This is a genomic window from Anaeromyxobacter dehalogenans 2CP-C (genome assembly GCF_000013385.1).
In the GTDB taxonomy this organism is placed as follows: domain Bacteria; phylum Myxococcota; class Myxococcia; order Myxococcales; family Anaeromyxobacteraceae; genus Anaeromyxobacter; species Anaeromyxobacter dehalogenans_B.
The window spans coordinates 1259208-1276337 of record NC_007760.1 but is presented as its reverse complement, the minus strand read 5'-3'; the positions used below and the strand labels follow the sequence as shown (position 1 = coordinate 1276337).

General features: G+C 74.7%; 16 protein-coding genes. 1 reads left to right on the top strand and 15 read right to left on the bottom strand.

Annotated features, from left to right (window positions below; translation table 11 throughout):
- Positions 1 to 250: 250 nt before the first annotated feature.
- The 15 genes from rpsO to otsB all read right to left on the bottom strand — a co-directional run bounded on the left by rpsO (position 251) and on the right by otsB (position 15031).
- Positions 251 to 520, bottom strand: coding sequence for a 30S ribosomal protein S15 (gene rpsO / locus ADEH_RS05675; RefSeq protein WP_011420164.1), 270 nt, complete (start codon positions 518 to 520; stop codon positions 251 to 253).
- A gap of 109 nt (positions 521 to 629) precedes the next feature.
- Positions 630 to 1571, bottom strand: a complete 942-nt coding sequence (gene truB, locus ADEH_RS05670; RefSeq protein WP_011420163.1) for a tRNA pseudouridine(55) synthase TruB — start codon at positions 1569 to 1571, stop codon at positions 630 to 632.
- Positions 1572 to 1578: 7 nt separating this feature from the next.
- The gene (gene rbfA / locus ADEH_RS05665; protein ID WP_011420162.1) at positions 1579 to 1995 is read right to left on the bottom strand and encodes a 30S ribosome-binding factor RbfA; all 417 of its coding nucleotides are present in this window, start codon (positions 1993 to 1995) and stop codon (positions 1579 to 1581) included.
- Positions 1992 to 2447, bottom strand: a complete 456-nt coding sequence (locus tag ADEH_RS05660; protein ID WP_011420161.1) for a DUF503 domain-containing protein — start codon at positions 2445 to 2447, stop codon at positions 1992 to 1994. Before ADEH_RS05660 ends, rbfA begins: the two co-directional genes overlap by 4 nt.
- A 118-nt stretch (positions 2448 to 2565) precedes the next feature.
- On the bottom strand, positions 2566 to 5418 hold the full coding sequence (infB, locus tag ADEH_RS05655) for a translation initiation factor IF-2 (RefSeq protein WP_011420160.1): 2853 nt from the start codon (positions 5416 to 5418) through the stop codon (positions 2566 to 2568).
- Between the two features lie 11 nt (positions 5419 to 5429).
- Positions 5430 to 5693, bottom strand: a complete 264-nt coding sequence (locus tag ADEH_RS05650; RefSeq protein WP_011420159.1) for a YlxR family protein — start codon at positions 5691 to 5693, stop codon at positions 5430 to 5432.
- Positions 5690 to 7363 (bottom strand): transcription termination factor NusA, encoded by a 1674-nt coding sequence (gene nusA / locus ADEH_RS05645; RefSeq protein ID WP_011420158.1) that lies wholly within the window; start codon positions 7361 to 7363, stop codon positions 5690 to 5692. Before nusA ends, ADEH_RS05650 begins: the two co-directional genes overlap by 4 nt.
- Before the next feature lie 3 nt (positions 7364 to 7366).
- Positions 7367 to 7882, bottom strand: a complete 516-nt coding sequence (gene rimP, locus ADEH_RS05640) for a ribosome maturation factor RimP (protein ID WP_011420157.1) — start codon at positions 7880 to 7882, stop codon at positions 7367 to 7369.
- Between the two features lie 223 nt (positions 7883 to 8105).
- The gene (locus tag ADEH_RS05635) at positions 8106 to 8846 is read right to left on the bottom strand and encodes a TlyA family RNA methyltransferase (RefSeq protein ID WP_011420156.1); all 741 of its coding nucleotides are present in this window, start codon (positions 8844 to 8846) and stop codon (positions 8106 to 8108) included.
- Positions 8847 to 9013: 167 nt separating this feature from the next.
- Positions 9014 to 10924: a 1-deoxy-D-xylulose-5-phosphate synthase gene (gene dxs / locus ADEH_RS05630; RefSeq protein WP_011420155.1), complete on the bottom strand. Its 1911-nt coding sequence runs from the start codon at positions 10922 to 10924 to the stop codon at positions 9014 to 9016.
- A gap of 18 nt (positions 10925 to 10942) precedes the next feature.
- Positions 10943 to 11824, bottom strand: coding sequence for a polyprenyl synthetase family protein (locus ADEH_RS05625; RefSeq protein ID WP_011420154.1), 882 nt, complete (start codon positions 11822 to 11824; stop codon positions 10943 to 10945).
- A gap of 77 nt (positions 11825 to 11901) precedes the next feature.
- Positions 11902 to 12300, bottom strand: a complete 399-nt coding sequence (locus ADEH_RS05620; protein ID WP_012525214.1) for a response regulator transcription factor — start codon at positions 12298 to 12300, stop codon at positions 11902 to 11904.
- 22 nt (positions 12301 to 12322) lie between these two features.
- Positions 12323 to 12604 carry an exodeoxyribonuclease VII small subunit gene (xseB, locus tag ADEH_RS05615; protein ID WP_011420152.1) on the bottom strand — a complete coding sequence of 94 codons (282 nt, stop codon included), beginning with the start codon at positions 12602 to 12604 and terminating at the stop codon, positions 12323 to 12325.
- A 22-nt stretch (positions 12605 to 12626) separates the two neighbouring features.
- Complete coding sequence (xseA, locus tag ADEH_RS05610; RefSeq protein ID WP_041453347.1) at positions 12627 to 14246, bottom strand: exodeoxyribonuclease VII large subunit; 1620 nt, start codon at positions 14244 to 14246, stop codon at positions 12627 to 12629.
- Positions 14243 to 15031, bottom strand: a complete 789-nt coding sequence (otsB, locus tag ADEH_RS05605) for a trehalose-phosphatase (protein ID WP_011420150.1) — start codon at positions 15029 to 15031, stop codon at positions 14243 to 14245. Before otsB ends, xseA begins: the two co-directional genes overlap by 4 nt.
- Positions 15032 to 15127: 96 nt before the next feature.
- On the opposite strand from otsB, the gene ADEH_RS05600 reads away from it, so the two are divergent.
- Positions 15128 to 17005, top strand: a complete 1878-nt coding sequence (locus tag ADEH_RS05600; RefSeq protein WP_041453346.1) for a DnaJ domain-containing protein — start codon at positions 15128 to 15130, stop codon at positions 17003 to 17005.
- Positions 17006 to 17130 lie beyond the last annotated feature (125 nt).

Here is a 17130-nt window from a genome sequence, read left to right as displayed (position 1 = left end):
GGCCGCGCTGCGGCCGCGTTCGTCCCGCTGGTCCCGCGGGGCCGGCTCGCCCTCGGGCCATCGAAGATGCCTCTGTTCCTCACTCCGCCGCCTCTCGAGGAGAGGCGGCCCAGTCGGAAACGGAAGCGCCCTCGGCGTCCCTCGCGCGGCCCGGTCCTGCGGGCGCGTTCACTTCACACTGCGAATGCGCCCCCGTACCCGGAAGCGCCAGCGCCCCGGCCGTTCGACCGGGGCGCCGTCCCGGCCGCCGCTACTTGCGGATGCCGAGCTGGTCGATGAGCGTCTTGTATCGACCCTGGTCGATGGTCCGGAGGTAGTCGAGCAGGCGCCGGCGCTGCCCGACCAGCTTCAGCAGGCCGCGGCGGCTGTGGTGGTCCTTCTTGTGCGTCTTGAAGTGCTCGGTGAGGTAGGCGATCCGCTCGCTGAGCAGCGCGACCTGCACCTCGGGAGAGCCCGTGTCCTTCTCGTGCCGCTTGTACTTCTGCACGAGCTCCTGCTTCTTCTCCTGGACGAGCGCCATAGCCGTTCCTTTCGTCTGAATCGCTTCACCGCCGCGGGGGCGAAGGCGCGCGCCTCGGGCCGCAGTGAGCGTCGTGAATGCGCGGTCTTAAGCGATCGCGGCGGGGGAGTCAACGATTCTGGGCGGGGCCCGCCCGGAGGTCGGAGGGGCCCAGGAACACGCGCAGCGTCCGCAGGCGCCCCTCGCCCGGCGCGCACACCGCCACCAGGCGCCCGTCCGGCGCCAGCGCGCGCACCATCCCGGGGGTCCCGGGCGGCCGGGGCACCGGGCGCCCGTGCACGAGGTCCCACGCCTCCCGCTCGCCCAGCCGGATGGCGGCGAGCGCGCCCAGCGCCTCGGCCATCGGGACGATCCGGTCGGCCAGCGCCTCGCGCCCGCGCTCGCGCGCGAGCGCTTCCGCGTCCTCGAGGCCGATGGCGCGCGACAGGTCGAAGCCGCTCGCGGCGGTGCGGCGCAGCGCCGCCAGGTGCGCGGGCACGCCGACGGCCCGCCCCAGGTCGGCCGCGAGCGTGCGGACGTAGGTGCCCTTCCCGCAGCGCACCGCCACCCGGGCGCGCCGCAGGCCGTCCGGCCCGGGCGCGGGCTCCAGCGCGCCGAGCTCGAGCGCGTGCACGCGCACCCGCCGCGGCGTGCGGTCCACGGTCTCCCCGGCGCGGGCCGCCTCGTGCAGGCGCCGCCCGCCCACCCGGACCGCCGAGTACATCGGGGGGACCTGCTCGATCTCGCCGGTGAGCCCGGCGAGCGCCGCGCGCACCGCGTCCTCGGTCAGCGCCGAGGCGTCGCCGCGCGCGGTCACCTCGCCCTCCGCGTCCTCGGTGCTCGTCGCCGCGCCGAACGCCACGGTGGCGTCGTAGGCCTTGTCGCCGTCGGAGAGGAACTGCTGCAGCTTCACGCCGTCCTCGAGGCAGATCGCCAGCACGCCGGTGGCGGCCGGATCGAGCGTGCCGGCGTGGCCGGCCCGCGCCGCGCCGAGCGCGCGCCGGATCCGGCGCACCACCTCGAAGCTGGTGGGGCCGGCGGGCTTGTCCACCACGAGCACGCCCGGGCGCACGCGGCGGCTACTCCTCGGCCTCGTCGTCCGGCGCCGCCCCCGGGGCCGGCTCGACGTCCGCGGCCGGCTCCTGCCCCTGCGTGCGCGCCTCGCGCAGCAGCCGCTCGATGCGGTCGCCGCGCGCCACCGACTCATCGTAGACGAAGCGCAGGTGCGGGGTGTTGCGCAGCCGCAGCGCCCGCGACACCTCGCGCTGCAGGAAGCCGGCGGCCGCCTGCAGGCCGGCGAACGTGTCCTTGCGCACGCGCTCGTCGCCGTGGATGGACACGTACACCGTGGCCTCCTTCAGGTCGGGCGACATCTTCGACCCGGTCACGGTCACGAACCCGGTGATGCGCGGGTCCTTCAGGCCGCGCGCCAGCAGCGCGGAGAGCTCGTGCCGGAACTCCTCGGCCACGCGGGCGGGGCGGTTGTGGGTGGTCACGGCTCGTCGTCTCCCTCGTCCTGGTGCTCGTCCTCGTCGCGCGGCCGCGGCCTCGGCCTCGGGAAGCGCGGCTCCTGCTCGCGGGCGCCCTCGTCGCCCCACGACGGCGCGCCCTCGGCCTCCGCCAGCGTGCGCGTGGTGCCCTCGCCGATGCCGTCGCCGTACGGGACGATCTCGATGTCGCGCGCGGTGACCAGGATCTGCCCGCCGTGCATCGAGCCGACGAAGTCGGCCACCTTGTCGAGCACCTCGTTCACGAAGGCGTGCTCGTTCCCGACCGCGGCCACGCCCACCACGCTCCGCTGCCACAGGTCGTTCTCGGCGACCTCCGAGATCGACACGTTGAACTTCGCGCGCACCCGGTCCAGCGCGGAGCGGATCAGGTGCCGCTTCGACTTGAGCGAGCCGGGCTCCGGGAGGTGCAGCGTCAGCCTGAGGACTCCGACGAACATGCCGCCTCCGGCGCGTGCCCTGGCCCGGGCGCGGGGGGCCGGGGCGCGCGGCCGCTGGGGCCGGTGGTCCCGGCGAGGTGGCGCGGGGCGGCGCCCGGAGGCTCCGCCCCGCGACGGCCTAGTCGAGCGACTGGCGGATCTCCTCGAGCTCGTAGACCTCGAGGACGTCGCCCTGCTTCACGTCGGAGAAGCCGTCCACGCCGATGCCGCACTCGAAGCCCTGCGCGACCTCGCGGACGTCGTCCTTCACGCGCTTCAGCGAGCCGATCTTCCCGGTGAAGACCACCTTGCGGTCGCGGACCACGCGGACGTGGCCGGCGCGCTTCACCACGCCCTCGGTGACCGCCGAGCCGGCGATCTGGCCCACGCGCGGGATGTTGAAGACCTGGCGGACCTCGGCCTTGCCGAGCGGCTTCTCCTTGATGATCGGCTCGAGCAGGCCGGCCATCTCCTCGCGGATCCGGTCCACCGCCTCGTAGATGATCCCGAACATGAGGATCTTCACGCCCTGCTGGCTGGCGATGTTCTCGATCTCGGTCTCGGGCTTGGTGTTGAAGCCCACGATCACCGCGTTGCCGGCGGCCGCGGTCAGCACGTCGGACTTGGTGATCGCGCCCACCGCGGACTCGAGGATCTTGACGCCCACCTTCTTGGTGGCGGCCTTCTCCAGCGCCTGGCTGACGGCCTCGGAGGAGCCCTGCACGTCCGCCTTGACCACCAGGTTGAGCACCTTCTGGGCGGAGGTCTTGGCCTTCGCGAACAGGTCCTCGAGCGTGGCCTTCTTGACGCCGCCCAGCTCCTTCTGCCGCTGCTTGGTGGCGCGGTGCTGGGCGACCTCCTTGGCCGCCTTCTCGTCCTCGACCACGTCGAACTCGTCGCCCGCGACCGGCACGCCGGAGAGGCCGAGCACCTCGACCGGATAGCCCGGGCCGACGTTGTCCACCTGCTCGCCGCGCTCGTTCATCATGGCGCGGACGCGGCCGAAGTGGACGCCGGTGACGAGCGCGTCGCCGACGCGGAGGGTGCCCTCCTCGACCAGCACGGTGGCGACCGGGCCGCGGCCCTTCTCCAGCTTGGCCTCGATGACGCGGCCGGCGGCGAGCTTGTCCGGGTTCGCCTTGAGCTCGAGCACCTCGGACTGCAGCGCGATGTACTCGAGCAGCTCGGGGATGCCCTGCTTCGTGCGGGCCGAGACCGGCAGCATGATGGTCGTGCCGCCCCACTGCTCGGCGACCAGCTCGTACTCGGTGAGCTGCTGCATGACGCGCTCGGGCGCGGCCTGCGGCTTGTCCACCTTGTTGATGGCCACCAGGATGGTGACCCCGGCCGCCTTGGCCGCCTTGATGGACTCGACCGTCTGCGGCATCACGCCGTCGTCCGCGGCCACCACCAGCACCACCAGGTCGGTCACCTGCGCGCCGCGCTGGCGCATCGCGGTGAAGGCCTCGTGGCCGGGGGTGTCGAGGAAGGTGATCGGGCCCTGCGGCGTGTTCACCGAGTAGGCGCCGATGTGCTGGGTGATCCCGCCGGCCTCGCCGGCGGCCACGTCGGCCTGGCGGATGGCGTCGAGCAGCGACGTCTTGCCGTGGTCCACGTGGCCCATCACCGTCACCACCGGCGGCCGGATGACGAGCTTCGACTCGTCCACCTCGACCTCGGGGATGAACTCCTCGACCTCGAAGCCCTTCTTCTCGACGGTGTAGCCGTGCTCGAGCGCCAGGGTCGCGGCGGTGTCGGCGTCGATCTGCGCGTTGATGGTGACCATCTTCCCCATCTGCATCAGCTTGCGGATGAGGTCGGACGCCTTCACGCCCATCACCTGGGAGAGCTCGGAGACCGAGATCGACTCCTCGATGCGGATGACCTTCTTGTGCTCGGCCTTCTCGGTGATCTGCGTCTTGGCTCCCTTCTTGGTCGGCTTCTTCTTCTTGCCGCGGATCGGGATGTAGGCGCGATCGCTGATGGCGGCCTGGAGCAGCTCCTTGCCGCTCAGGCTCTTGGCCTGCTCCTCGGAGATGGGCCGGCCGGGCTGGCGGCCGCGGCGCTTGTCGCGCGAGACGTCGATGAACTCGCGCTCGCGGCCGAGCGAGCCGGGGACCACCTTGAGCTCGCGGACCTCGCCGAGCGCGCGGGGGCCCGGGGCGACCGGGAACTGCTGGCGCGCGGAGGTGGGCGGCGTCACGCGGCGCACCGGCACGAGCGGCCGCGAGATGACGACGGCCTGCGTGGAGGTGGGGCGGAGCGTGCGCGGGTCCACCGGCGGACGCGGCGGCTGGCCGGCGGCGCCGGGCTGACCGGGCGCCCCCGGGGCGGCGGAGACGGGCGGGCGCGCGCCGGGCGGCGGTGCCGGCCGGTAGCCGGGGGGCGGCGGGCGCGACGGCGCGGACGGCTGCGGCGGCCTGGGCTGCGCGGCGGCCGGCGGCGGCGCGGACGGCTGCGCGGTGGGCGCGGGCGGCGCGGCGGGCGCGGCCGGCTGGGCGGGCTGCGCCTGCGGCGCGGCGGGCGCCGCGGCCTCGGCGCCCGGCGACGGCGCGGCCTGGGCGGCGAGCGGCGCGGCCTCCGCCGGCGGCTCCGGGGCGGCGGCCGGCTCGGCGCCGGCCTCGGGCTGCGCGGCCTGCGGCTCGGGCTCGTAGGCCTGCTCCGCCTGCGGCTCCGCGTACTGCGGCTCCGCGTACTCCGGCTCGGGCGACGGCGGCGCCGCGGGCGCGGTGACGGTGGGCGGCTCGACGTGGGCGCGCTTGCGCACCACGAAGCCGGGGCCCGATGGACGCGCCGGCGCGGGCTTCGGCTTCCGCTCGGCCAGGATCTTCTCGTAGGCCGCGTGGGCCTGATCGTCCTCGAGGGACGAGGAGTGACTCTTCACTTCGAGGTAACCGAGCGCATGGAGCTTCTCGACGAGCTCCTGGTTGGAGAGCTCGATGCCCTGCTCCTTCAGCTGCTTCCCGAGCTCGTGGACCCGCTTCTTGGACATTGCGTAGACTCCTAATCCTTACGGGCACTTCCCGTCAACTCGACCCGGAGCGTCTCGGCGTCCGCGCGGACGCACTCGGCCCTGAGGGCCCGGGCGAACGCGCGCCGCTTCGCCGCCCGCTCGAGGCAGGGAGGAGCGGCGTGGAGCCAGGCTCCCCGTCCGCCGCGCTTCTCGCGATCCACCGTCACGCGATCTCCCATCACCTTGAGCCGTACCAGCTCGCGCTGGGGCGCCTTCGCGCCGCAGCCGATGCAGGTGCGGACGGGCTCGGTCAAGCGCCCGCGCCCTCCGCGCCGGACTGCCGGGCCTTCTCCGCGTCGAGCTCGGCGCGGAGCTTGGCCTCCTCCTCCAGGTACACGCCCACGGCGTGCTTGATCTGGCGGGCCTTCTTGATGCCGAGGCCGGTGGAGTCCGCGAAGCGGTTCACGTCCGCCTCGTTGTGCACCGTCTCGACGGTGGGGTAGCCGGCCAGCTTCATCTGCTCGATGGTCTTCTCGCCCACCCCGCGGACGCGCGCGAAGCGCTCCTCCTGCGTGAGCGTGTCGGGGTGGCGGCGCGCCTCGGCGATGCGGGCAGCCTCGCGCTCCTGCTCCAGCCGCATCTCCTTCTCGGCGTCCTCGATGGACTGCTCCCGGGCCCGCTTCTGCAGGTCGGGGATCATGTCCATGGTGAAGCCGGGGAACTGCGTGAGCATCTCGGGCGCGGCGTTCGCGACGTCCTGCGACTTCCGGAACCCGTGCGCGTACAGCATCTCCTGCGTCTGCTCGGGGATGCCGATGGCGCCGAAGCTCTCGGTCGCGAACTCGCGCATCTCCTTCACGCGCGACTCGGAGTTGATGTCGAGCTTCCAGCCGGTCACCTGGGAGGCGAGCCGCACGTTCTGGCCGCGGCGGCCGATCGCGAGCGAGAGCTGGTCGTCGGGGACGATGATCTCCATGGCGCGGTTCTGCTCGTCGAGCAGCACGCGGGAGACCTCGGCCGGCGCCAGCGCGTTGCACACGAAGCGGGCCGGATCCTCGTCCCAGGGGACGATGTCGATCTTCTCGCCGCGAAGCTCCTGGACCACCGCCTGCACGCGGCTGCCCTTCATGCCGACGCAGGCGCCCACCGGGTCCACGTCGGAGTCGCGCGAGCTGACCGCGATCTTGGCGCGGCCGCCCGGCTCGCGGGCGGCGGCCTCGATCACCACCACGCCCTCGGCGATCTCCGGGACCTCCATCTCGAACAGCTTCTTCAGCAGCTCGACCGAGGCGCGGGACAGGATGATCTGCGGCCCCTTCGACTCGCGCAGCACGTCCATCACGAACGCCTGGATGCGGTCGCCGGCGCGGTAGCTCTCGCGCGGCACCTGCTCGCGCACCGGCAGCACCGCCTCGGCGCGGCCCAGGTCCACGATGACGTTGCCGCGCTCGAAGCGGCGGACGATGCCGGTGATGACCTCGCCCTTGCGGTCCTTGTACTCGTTGAAGACGTTCTCGCGCTCGGCGTTGCGGGTGCCCTGGATCATCACCTGCTTCGCGGTCTGCGCGGCGATGCGGCCGAACGACCGGCGGTAGGTCTTCAGCTTGAGCAGGTCGCCCCACTGCTCGTCCTGCGCGCGGGCCTCGGCCTCGTCCTCGGCGCGGTAGTAGATGGGGAAGTCGAGCTCGTCGCCCGGCTCCACGTCGATGCCCTTCTCGTGCGCCACCGCGACCGGGACCATGTTCACCGGATCGGCGAGCGGCGCCTCCTCGGTGGGATCCGGCACGATGGTGAGGACCTGGAACAGATCCACCTGCCCCTTCTCCTCGTCGTAGCGCGCCTTGAGGTTGCGCTCGAGGCCGAAGTGGCGCTTGGCCGCGCTGCCGATGGCCTCCTCGAGGATCTCGATCAGCTTGGCGCGATCGATCCCCTTGTCCTTGGCGACCTGGTCGAGGATGAGGTTCAGGTTGACGTTCTGCTGCATGGATCAGTCCTTCCTTCGGAGGTCGCCCTCGACGTCGTACTCGAGGTTGGCCTTCGCGATCTGGTCGTGCGGGACGCGGTGCAGCGCGCCGTCCACGTCGAGCTCGACGGCGCCGTCGCGGAAGCCCTTCAGCACGCCGGTCCAGTGCTTGCGGGCGGGCGAGCCGGGCGCGGTCCCGGCGACGGGCCCGTACGCCTTCACGTGCACGCGCTGCCCCGCGTAGCGGTCGAAGTCCCTGGGCTTGCGCAGGGGGCGGTCGAGCCCGGGCGAGGAGACCTCGAGGTCGTAGGCCGGCTCGATGAAGTCCGCCACGTCGAGGATCGGCTCCACCGTCTTCGAGACGGCCTGGCAGTCGTCGATGCCGACGCCGCCGGCCTTGTCGATGAACACCCGGAGCGTCCACCGGCCGGCGAGCCGCGCCCACTCCACCTCGACGAGCTCGTAGCCGTCGCGCTCCAGCACCGGCTCGAGCAGGCTCCGCACCTGCTCCGCGATGGACTGTTCTCCGATGCCCGTCATGGACCCCTGAAAAAAGAAAAAGTGGGCGACCGCGGCCCACTTTCGGAACCCGGCGGAACCCGGGCGCGAAAATGTCGGCGTGTAGGTAGCAGAAGGAACGCGAAGCGTCAAGGCGCGACGGGGCCTGGGCGGCGCCGGAACGCCTGCGCGGCAGGCCGCTCGTGCAAGGCCCCGGCGGAGCGTCGCGCGCCGGCGCGCAGCCCCGCCGAGGCGGCGGGGCCGATCACGGGAGGCGCAGCGCCAGCAGCCACTCGCGGTTGCCCGCGGGCCCCTCGATGGGCGACTCGGCGTGGCCCATGACCTCGAACCCGAGCTCGACCGCGGCCGCGGCGATCCCGTCCAGCGCCGCGCGCCGCTTGCCGTCGTCGCGCACCACGCCGCCCTTCCCCACCTCGCCCTTCCCCACCTCGAACTGCGGCTTCACGAGCAGCACCGCCTGGCCGCCCGGACGGAGGATCGCCTTCACGGCCGGGAGGATGAGGCGCAGCGAGATGAAGGACAGGTCCCCGACCACCAGCTCGACGCGCTCGCCCAGCGTCTCGGCCGTGAGCTGCCGGGCGTTCTCGCGCTCGCGCACCACCACGCGCGCGTCGGCGCGCAGCCGCGGGTGGAGCTGCCCGTAGCCCACGTCCACGGCGTACACCTTCGCGGCGCCGCGCTGGAGGAGCAGGTCGGTGAAGCCGCCGGTGGAGGCGCCCAGGTCGGCGCAGGTCCGGCCGCGCGGGTCCACCGGGAACGCGTCGAGCGCCTTCTCCAGCTTGAGCGCGCCGCGCGACACGTAGCGCTGCGGCGCGGCCCCGTCCTTCAGCCGGATGGGCGCCTCCGGGTCCACCAGCTGCCCCGGCTTGTCCACCCGCGCCTCGCCGACCACGACGGCGCCGGCCATCACGAGCGCCTGCGCGCGCGTGCGCGACTCGGCCAGCCCGCGGGCGACGAGCAGGACGTCGATCCGTTCCCTTTTCACGGGGCTGCGCCCCGCCCCACGGAGCGGAGCTCCGCGGGGCCCCACCCTGCTGCGCGGGGCCCGTGACCTCGTGCGCCCGCTTCCGCGGGTGCGCGCGAGGTCCCCGCGGGCGCGCCTGACGGCGCGCGGTCGAGGACTGCGACCGGCGCTGGCAACGCGCTCACCGCCTACGCCACCCCGCGCGCCTTGCGATCGCCCACCAGGGCGCGGCAGGCCGCGGCGATCGCCTCGGCGTCGATGCCGACCCAGGCGCGCTGCTTCGCCTGCTCGGCGTGGGTGATGAACTCGTCGGGGATGCCGAGGCGCCGCACGCCCAGGCCGGCCTCGAGCAGCCCGTGGCGCTCGAACGCCTCCAGGCAGGCGGTGCCGAACCCGCCGGCGAGGCAGCCCTCCTCCACCGTGACCACCCGCTTCGCGCGGGCGGCCTCGGCGCAGATCAGCGCCTCGTCGAGCGGCTTCACGAAGCGCGGGTCCACCACCGTGACCGCGACGCCCTCGGCGGCGAGCGCCTCGGCGGCCGCGAGCGCGGCCTTCAGCGTGGTGCCGGCCGCGACCACGCACACGTCGGGCTTGCCCGGCACGTTCCGCACCAGCCGCCCCTTGCCGATCTCCAGGACGCGCGCGGGCTCGAGCGGCACGCCCTCGCCGGCGCCGCGCGGGTAGCGGAGCGCCGCCGGGCCGTCGTGCTGCAGCGAGGTGTGCAGCATGTGGCGCAGCTCGTTCTCGTCCGAGGGGGCCATGAGCACCAGGCCCGGGACGCAGCGCAGGTACGCGAGGTCGAACGCGCCCTGGTGCGTCTTGCCGTCGGCGCCGACCAGGCCGCCGCGGTCGAGCGCGAACGTCACAGGCAGCTTCTGGAGCGCCACGTCGTGGATGATCTGGTCGTAGGCGCGCTGCAGGAACGTCGAGTAGATGGCCACCACCGGCCGGATCCCCTCGCAGGCGAGCCCCGCCGCGAAGGTGACCGCGTGCTGCTCGGCGATGCCCACGTCGTAGGTGCGATCCGGGAAGCGCTGCTTCGCCTTGATGAGCCCGGTGCCCTCCAGCATCGCCGCGGTGATGGCCACGACGCGCGGGTCGTGCTCCATCTCCTCGCAGAGCGCCTCGGCGAACAGGTCGGTGTAGGCCTTCGCCCCGGGCGACTTCTTCACCGGCTTCCCGGTGGCGACGTCGAAGAAGGACAGGCCGTGGCCGCGGGTGGCCTTGTCCGACTCGGCCGGGTGGTAGCCCTTGCCCTTGGTGGTGATGGCGTGCAGCAGCACCGGGCCGTCGAACACGGCGAGCTTCTGGAACGTCTCCACCAGGCCCTTCACGTCGTGCCCGTCCACCGGGCCGACGTAGTGGAAGCCGAGCCCCTCGAACAGGATGCCGGGGGTGACGAGCGCCTTGGTGGCGTTGATGCCGTGGCGGATGATCCCGATCGCCTCCGGGCCCTTGGGCACGCTCTCCAGGAACTCCTTCACCTGGCGGCGCCAGCGGTTGTACGTGCGCGAGGCGAACTTCTTCGAGAACCACTCCGAGAGCGCGCCCACGTTGGGCGAGATCGACATCTCGTTGTCGTTCAGCACGACCAGCAGGTTGCGCCCGAGGTAGCCGGCCTGGTTCAGGCCCTCGAACGCCACGCCGCCGGTCATGGCGCCGTCGCCCACCACCGCCACCACCTTGCCCGGCTCGCCGGTGACGCGCTTCGCCTCGATCATGCCGAGCGCGGCGCTGATGGCGGTGGACGCGTGGCCCACGCCGAACGCGTCGTGCGCGGACTCGTGCCGCTCGGGGAAGCCCGCCAGGCCGCCCTCGGTCCGGATGGTGCGGAACGCGTCGCGCCGGCCGGTGAGCAGCTTGTGCGCGTACGCCTGGTGGCCCACGTCCCAGACCAGCTTGTCCTGCGGCGAGGCGAAGACGTGGTGCAGCGCGACGTTGATCTCCACCGCGCCGAGCGACGAGCCGAGGTGGCCGCCGTTCCGGGCGCAGGTCTGGATGATCAGCTCGCGGATCTCCTGGCAGAGCGCGGGGAGCTGCTCGACCGGCACCTTCTTGAGGTCGGCGGGCGAGTCGATCGTGTCCAGCAGGCGGCCCATGGGGTCTCCTTCCTTCCGTCACTTCTTGCGGGCGAGGACGAACCGCGCCAGCGCGCGGAGCGCCTCGCCGCGCGGCCCGAGCGGCTCGAGGGCGGCGAGCGCCTCGGCGAGCAGCGCCTCGGCGCGGCGGCGAGCCTCGTCCACCCCGACCACCGCGTGCAGCGTGGACTTCCCGGCGGCGGCGTCCTTGCCGGCGCGCTTGCCCAGCGTGGCCGCGTCGGCGGTGAGGTCGAGCAGGTCGTCGGCGATCTGGAACGCGAGCCCGAGCTTCAGCCCCACCGGGTAGACCGCCTCGGCGGACGCCCCGGCGCAGCGCGCGCCGCCGGCCACCGCGGCCGCGAGCAGCGCGCCGGTCTTGGTGCGCATCAGCTCCATGACCTCGGCCTCGCCCAGCCGCGCGTGCTCGCCGGCCATGTCGCGGGCCTGGCCCTCGACCATGAGCTGCGCGTTCTCGGCGAGCAGCCGGGCGAGCGGCGCGGCCGCGGGATCGGGCGAGGCGAGGAGGTGCGCGAACGCGAGCGACTGCAGCCCGTCCCCCACCAGCACCGCGGTCGCCTCGTCGAACGCCCGGTGCACGGTGGGCCGGCCGCGGCGCAGGTCGTCGTCGTCCATGGCCGGCAGGTCGTCGTGCACGAGCGAGTAGGTGTGGATGGCCTCGAGCGCCACCGCGAAGCGCATGGCCAGCGAGGCGTCGGACGCGTCGCCGCCGTGGGCCTCGCAGGCGGCGAGCACCAGCGCCGGGCGCATGCGCTTGCCGCCGCCGAGCAGCGCGTAGCGCGTCGCCTCCACCAGCCGCGACGGGCCGCCCGGCGCGCGCGCGTCGGCCAGCGCGGCGAGGCGCGGCTCGACGCGCTCCGCCACGCTGCGCAGGTACGCCTCGATCGGGAACGGGGTCGTCAAGGTGACGGACCTTTTAGCACAAGCGGCGCGGCCGGAGCGCCCGCCGGCGACGCTGGCCGGGGGCGCGGCGGGGTGGCCTAGGCCGGGGTCGGAACCGCGCCGGCGCGCTGGTCGAGGATCTCGCGGATCCGGGCCACCAGCCGGTCCATGTCGAGGGGCTTCGGGAAGTAGTCCACCGCCCCGGCCTCGATGCCGGCGCGCTCGTCGTCGGCGCTCTTGCGCGCCGAGATGAAGATCACCGGGATGTCCCCGAAGGTCGGGTTCTTCTTGATGGCGCGGCACAGCTCGAAGCCGTCGATCCACGACATCATGACGTCGAGCAGGATCACGTCCGGCCGGTCCACGTGCATGGCGGAGATGAGCCGCAGGCCGTTCGCCGCCTGGCCCACGTCGAACCCCTCCAGCTCCAGCGCGAGCGTCAGCATCTCGCGCGTGTCGCGGTCGTCGTCGACGATGATGACCTTCGGCTTGCGCATGCGTGGCTCGCCCGTCATCGGCTCACGGGCCCCGGCCGCCCTCTGGCTCGAACGGAACCGCCTCGTCGTCCCCGTCCGCGCCGCGCACGAGGAGCTCCACCCGGCGCTCGGCGTCGTCCAGCTTCCGCGACGCCTCCTTCGCCAGCCGTACACCCTCCGCGAACCGCTCGATGGACTGCTCCAGCGTGAGCTGCCCGGACTCCAGCTCGCCGACGACGCGCTCCAGGCGCGCCACGAGGGCATCGTAAGGCTCCGCGGCTCCCGCCGCCTCGGTCTCCGCTCGACCCTCGCTCGCCTCGCTCACGCTTCCTCCGTGATTTCCTTACTTAACGACGCCGCAAAGGGGGGTCAACGGCCTCCCCGCCGTGGCCGGGCCGTTCGGGTTCCCCCGCGGGCGCCGCCCGGCCCGGCAGCGGGTCCTCGCCGGCATCCTGGCCCGTGATGCGAGCGTCGAGCCAGCCCTCCGCGAGGGCCACCCGGATCGCGTCTCCCACCTGCGCGTCGGTGCTGCGCAGGAGCAGGTGCCCGTCGCGCAGGGCCAGCGCGAAGCCGCGCGCCAGCAGCTTCGCGACGTTGGCCGGCTCGAGCCGCGCCCCCAGCCGCTCGAGCCGCATCGCCTCGCGCCGGAAGGTGGCCGCCTGCCAGCCCCCCAGGCGGCGCGTCGCCGACTCCATGCGTGCCCGGAGCGCGCGCACCCGTGCCCGCGGCTCGAGCCGGGTCAGCCGGGCGCGCAGGGCGTCCAGGGCCGCCCGCTCGCGGCGCCGCGGCCCGCGCACCGCCGCCTCGGCCCGATGGGCGAGGTCGTCCAGCCGGTGGTGCTCGCGCGACAGCAGGTGCTTCGGGTCGGCCAGCTCGGCCCGGAGCGCGCGCAGGGTGCGGCGCCGCCCCTCCACCGCGCCGGCCTCCGCCCGCGCCAGCCGCGCGCGGAGCGCGGCCACCCGCTCGAGCAGCTCGTCCCGCACCGGCACCACCAGCTGCGCCGCGTGGGTGGGGGTGGCGGCGCGCACGTCGGCGACGAGGTCGGCGACGGTGACGTCCACCTCGTGTCCGACCGCCGAGACCACCGGCACCGGGCAGGCCGCGATGGCGCGCGCCAGCCGCTCGTCGTTGAACGCCCCCAGGTCCTCCTGCGAGCCGCCGCCGCGCGTCACCACCACGACGTCCACCCCGGCGCGGCACAGCGCGCGGACCGCCGAGATCACGGTCGCCGCGGCGCCCTCGCCTTGCACGCGGCAGGGCGCGATCAGCACCGGCGCCGAGGGGAAGCGGGCGTGGAGCACGCGCAGGAAGTCGCGGAGGGCCGCGCCGGTGGGGCTGGTGGCCACGCCGACGCGCGCGGGCAGGAACGGCAGCGGGCGCTTGCGGGCCGGATCGAGCAGCCCGTCGGCCTGGAGCCGCTCCTTGAGCTGCTGGAGCTGGAGCGCCTGCGCCCCGGCCCCGCGCGGCTCGAGCTCCTGCACGACGAGCTGGTACTTGCCGTGCGGCGGGTAGATCTCGACGAAGCCGCGGGCCAGTACCTCCAGGCCCTCCGCCGGCGCGAAGGCCAGCCGGCGCGCCTGCGAGGCCCACATCACCGCGCCGATCACCGCGTCGTCGTCCTTCAGCGAGAAGTAGACGTGCCCGCTCGCCTGCCGGCGCAGGTTCGCCACCTCGCCCGCCACCCACACGTCGCGGAACCGCGGCTCGACGGCGCTCTTCAGCGCGCGGGTCAGCTCGCGGACGGTGTACGGGCGCGGCAGCGCGCGCTCCACCGCGGCCCGCTCGCGCTCGGCGGCGACCGCGGCGCGGGCCTGCTCGACGTCGGCGCGCTCGGCCTCCTCGCGCTCGGTGGGGGACCGCTCCGCGCCGGCGCGCTCCGCCTGGGTCCGCTCGGCGGCGGCCCGCTCCGCGGCGCGCGCGAACAGGTCGCCGGTGGCGCCGGCGCCGGGTGGCTTCGGCCGGCTCACCGCGCCAGCCCCGCCCGGCGCCGCGGCCGCGCCCCGGCGCGCGCCTCCACCAGCCGCTCCAGCAGCGCGTCCACGTCCTCCTGCGCGCGCAGGCACCAGGGCGCGAGCGTGCGCCCGCGCCCCACGTGCACGCCGAACACGAGCGGCTCGCCCACCGCGAACGCGTCCTCGTCGGTGACGTCGTCGCCCGCGTAGAGCGCCGCGTCGCAGCCGAGGCGCGCGAGCAGCGCGCGGACCGCGTCGCCCTTGGACGGGAAGTCGTGCGGGAGCACGTTCAGCACCTTCTTGCCCGGGATGAGCCGGGTGCCGGCGAGCTGGTTGGCGGCCTCGTACACGGCCTGCTCGGAGCGGCGCCACGCCCGCCCCAGCCCGTAGTGGATCGCGAGCGTGGAGCGCTTGTCCTCGAAGTGGACCCCCGGGACCCCGTCCAGCGCCGCCTCGAGCTGCCGCCGCCAGCCGCGCACGGTCCGCAGCACGCGGGCCGGGACCGGGACCGGGTGCCCGAGCTCGAAGCCGTGGTTCCCCACGACCGTCGGGACGACGTCGCCCACGAACCGGTGGGTGTCGCGCCAGGCGCGCCCCGAGACCACCGCCACCGGGTACAGCCTGGCCAGCCGCGCCAGGAGCCCGCGGGTGGCCGGGCGCATGCGGGCGCCGGCGGGATCCTTGACGATGGGGGCGAGGACGCCGTCGTAGTCGAAGGCGAGCAGGACCGGGCGGCGCGCCCCCTCGCCGAGGAAGCGGTCGAGCGCGGCGCGATGGCGGGGGTGGAGGAGATCCTTCATGGCGCGGGGCCGTCGAGTCTAGCATCCCCGCGCGCCGGCCCGCGCGGTGCGCCCGGAGATCTTCGTCTCGCCGGGGAAGGCACGTACAATCGCCGCGTGCCACGCATCCTGGTCGCCGAGGGACACCCGGCCACGCGCGAATTCGTCGCCCGGAGCCTCGCCGACGCCGGGCTGGAGGCGGTCGCCCCCGAGGACCCCCAGCAGGTGTTCGAGCTGTACGCCGCGCAGCGGGCGGACGCGGTCGTGCTCGCGGCGGACCTCGCGGCGGGGCCGGCCGGTCCGCTCGCGCAGCGGCTCCGCGCCGCGGATCCGCGCGCGCTGCTCGTGGTCGCGGACAAGGAGCACCTGGGCAAGGCGCGCGGGCTCGCCGCCGTGCTCCCGCTGAAGCCGAACGCGTACGTGGCCGACCCCACCCGCCGCGAGCTGGTGGACAAGGTCCAGCAGCTCGTGGCGCAGGCCGCCGCGGCGGCGCGCGCCCGGCTGCGGGGGGCCGCGCTGGTGCTGTCGCGCGCGCCCGCGGCGCGCGGCGAGGTGCGGCCGGGCGTGGTGGCCCGGCTGCTCCACCAGATCTGGCGCTCGGCGGCGGAGGGGGTGCTGGTGCTGGAGGAGCCGGCCGGGCCGGCGCAGCGGATCTTCTTCCAGCGCGGCGCGCCGGTGGCGCTCCAGTCCGACGACCCCGCCGACGCGCTGCTGCGCTGGCTGCGCGACGCCGGGCGGATCGACGCGGCGGCGCAGCGCGCGGCGGTGGAGGGGATGGCGAGCGGGCTCAGCCCGGGCGCCGCGCTGGTCGCCGCCGGCGTGCTCGAGCCGGGCGAGCCGCTCTCGGCGGCGCTGCGCGCGCACCTCGAGGCCCTGGTGGCGCGGGCCGTCGGCGCGCGCGAGGGCCGCTGGCGCTTCCACGCCGGCGGCGAGTTCGCCGGAGAGATCCACGCCACGCCGGTGCTCCCGCTGCGCGCCATCCTCGAGGGCGCCCGCGGCGGCATCCCGGCGCGGCACTTCTCCGACGCGCTGCGCGCCGTCACCGACGCGTACCCGGTCCGGACCGGCGACTTCCAGCAGGTCCTCCCCGCCGCCGGCCTCTCCAGCGCCGACCTGCGCCTGGCCGTGTCGATCGACGGCCGGACGCGCATGCGCGACTGGCTGGAGGCCCGGCGCACCGAGCTGCGCGACGCGCTCACGCTCCTGTGGTTCCTGTCGATGGTGGGCGCGGTCGCGTTCCACGAGGCGCCCGAGGCCGGCGACGCGGTGTACGGCAAGGCGCCCGGCCCGCCCCGCCGCCGCCCCCTGCCCGCCGACCGGGCCGAGGCGGTGCGCCAGGCGGCGCTGCAGATCCTGCCCGGCAGCTACTTCCGCGCGCTCGGGGTGGACATCTCGGCCGGGCCCGCCGAGATCGAGGCCGCCTACCGCGAGGTCGCCGGGCGCTTCCACCCGGACGCGTTCGCGCAGTTCGAGGTGGGCGACCTCGAGGACCTGCTCGCCGCGGTGCAGGACAAGGTGACCGCCGCGTACAAGGTGCTCTCCACCCCGGAGAAGCGCGAGGCGTACCTGTCGTTCCTGATGCTGCGCTACGAGCTGTCCGGCGTGCGCCGCCCCGGGATCGACGTGGCGGCGGAGATCGCGCTGAAGCGCGGCGAGCGCGCGCTGCGGGCGCGGCGCATCTCCGACGCGCTGGCGGCGTTCCGCGAGGCGGTGGAGCGGAACCCGCGGGAGCCCGAGTACCTCGCCATGCTCGGCTTCGCCGCGCTGCACGATCCCGCCCTCCCCCCCGGCGAGCGCGCCCAGGAGGCGCGCCGCCAGGCGCGAAAGGCGCTGTCGCTCGCCCCCGACGGCGGCCGCGCCGCCGCGGTGCTCGCGCTCGCCGAGGCCGCGCTCGGCGAGGTGGCCGAGGCGCGCCGGGTGACGCTGTCCGCGCTGAGGGCGCAGCCCGACCGCGAGCTGCTGAAGCAGGTGCTGCACCGGCTGAACGCGGCGTGAGGGCGCCGAAGGCGGCCGGATCTCGGACCGTGAGGTGGATCCGAGCCTGGTCCCCGTCTACCCAGTCCACGGAGCTGGGCTTCGCGGCAGGCATCACCGCTCGCAGTTCGACAGGCTCACTGCGA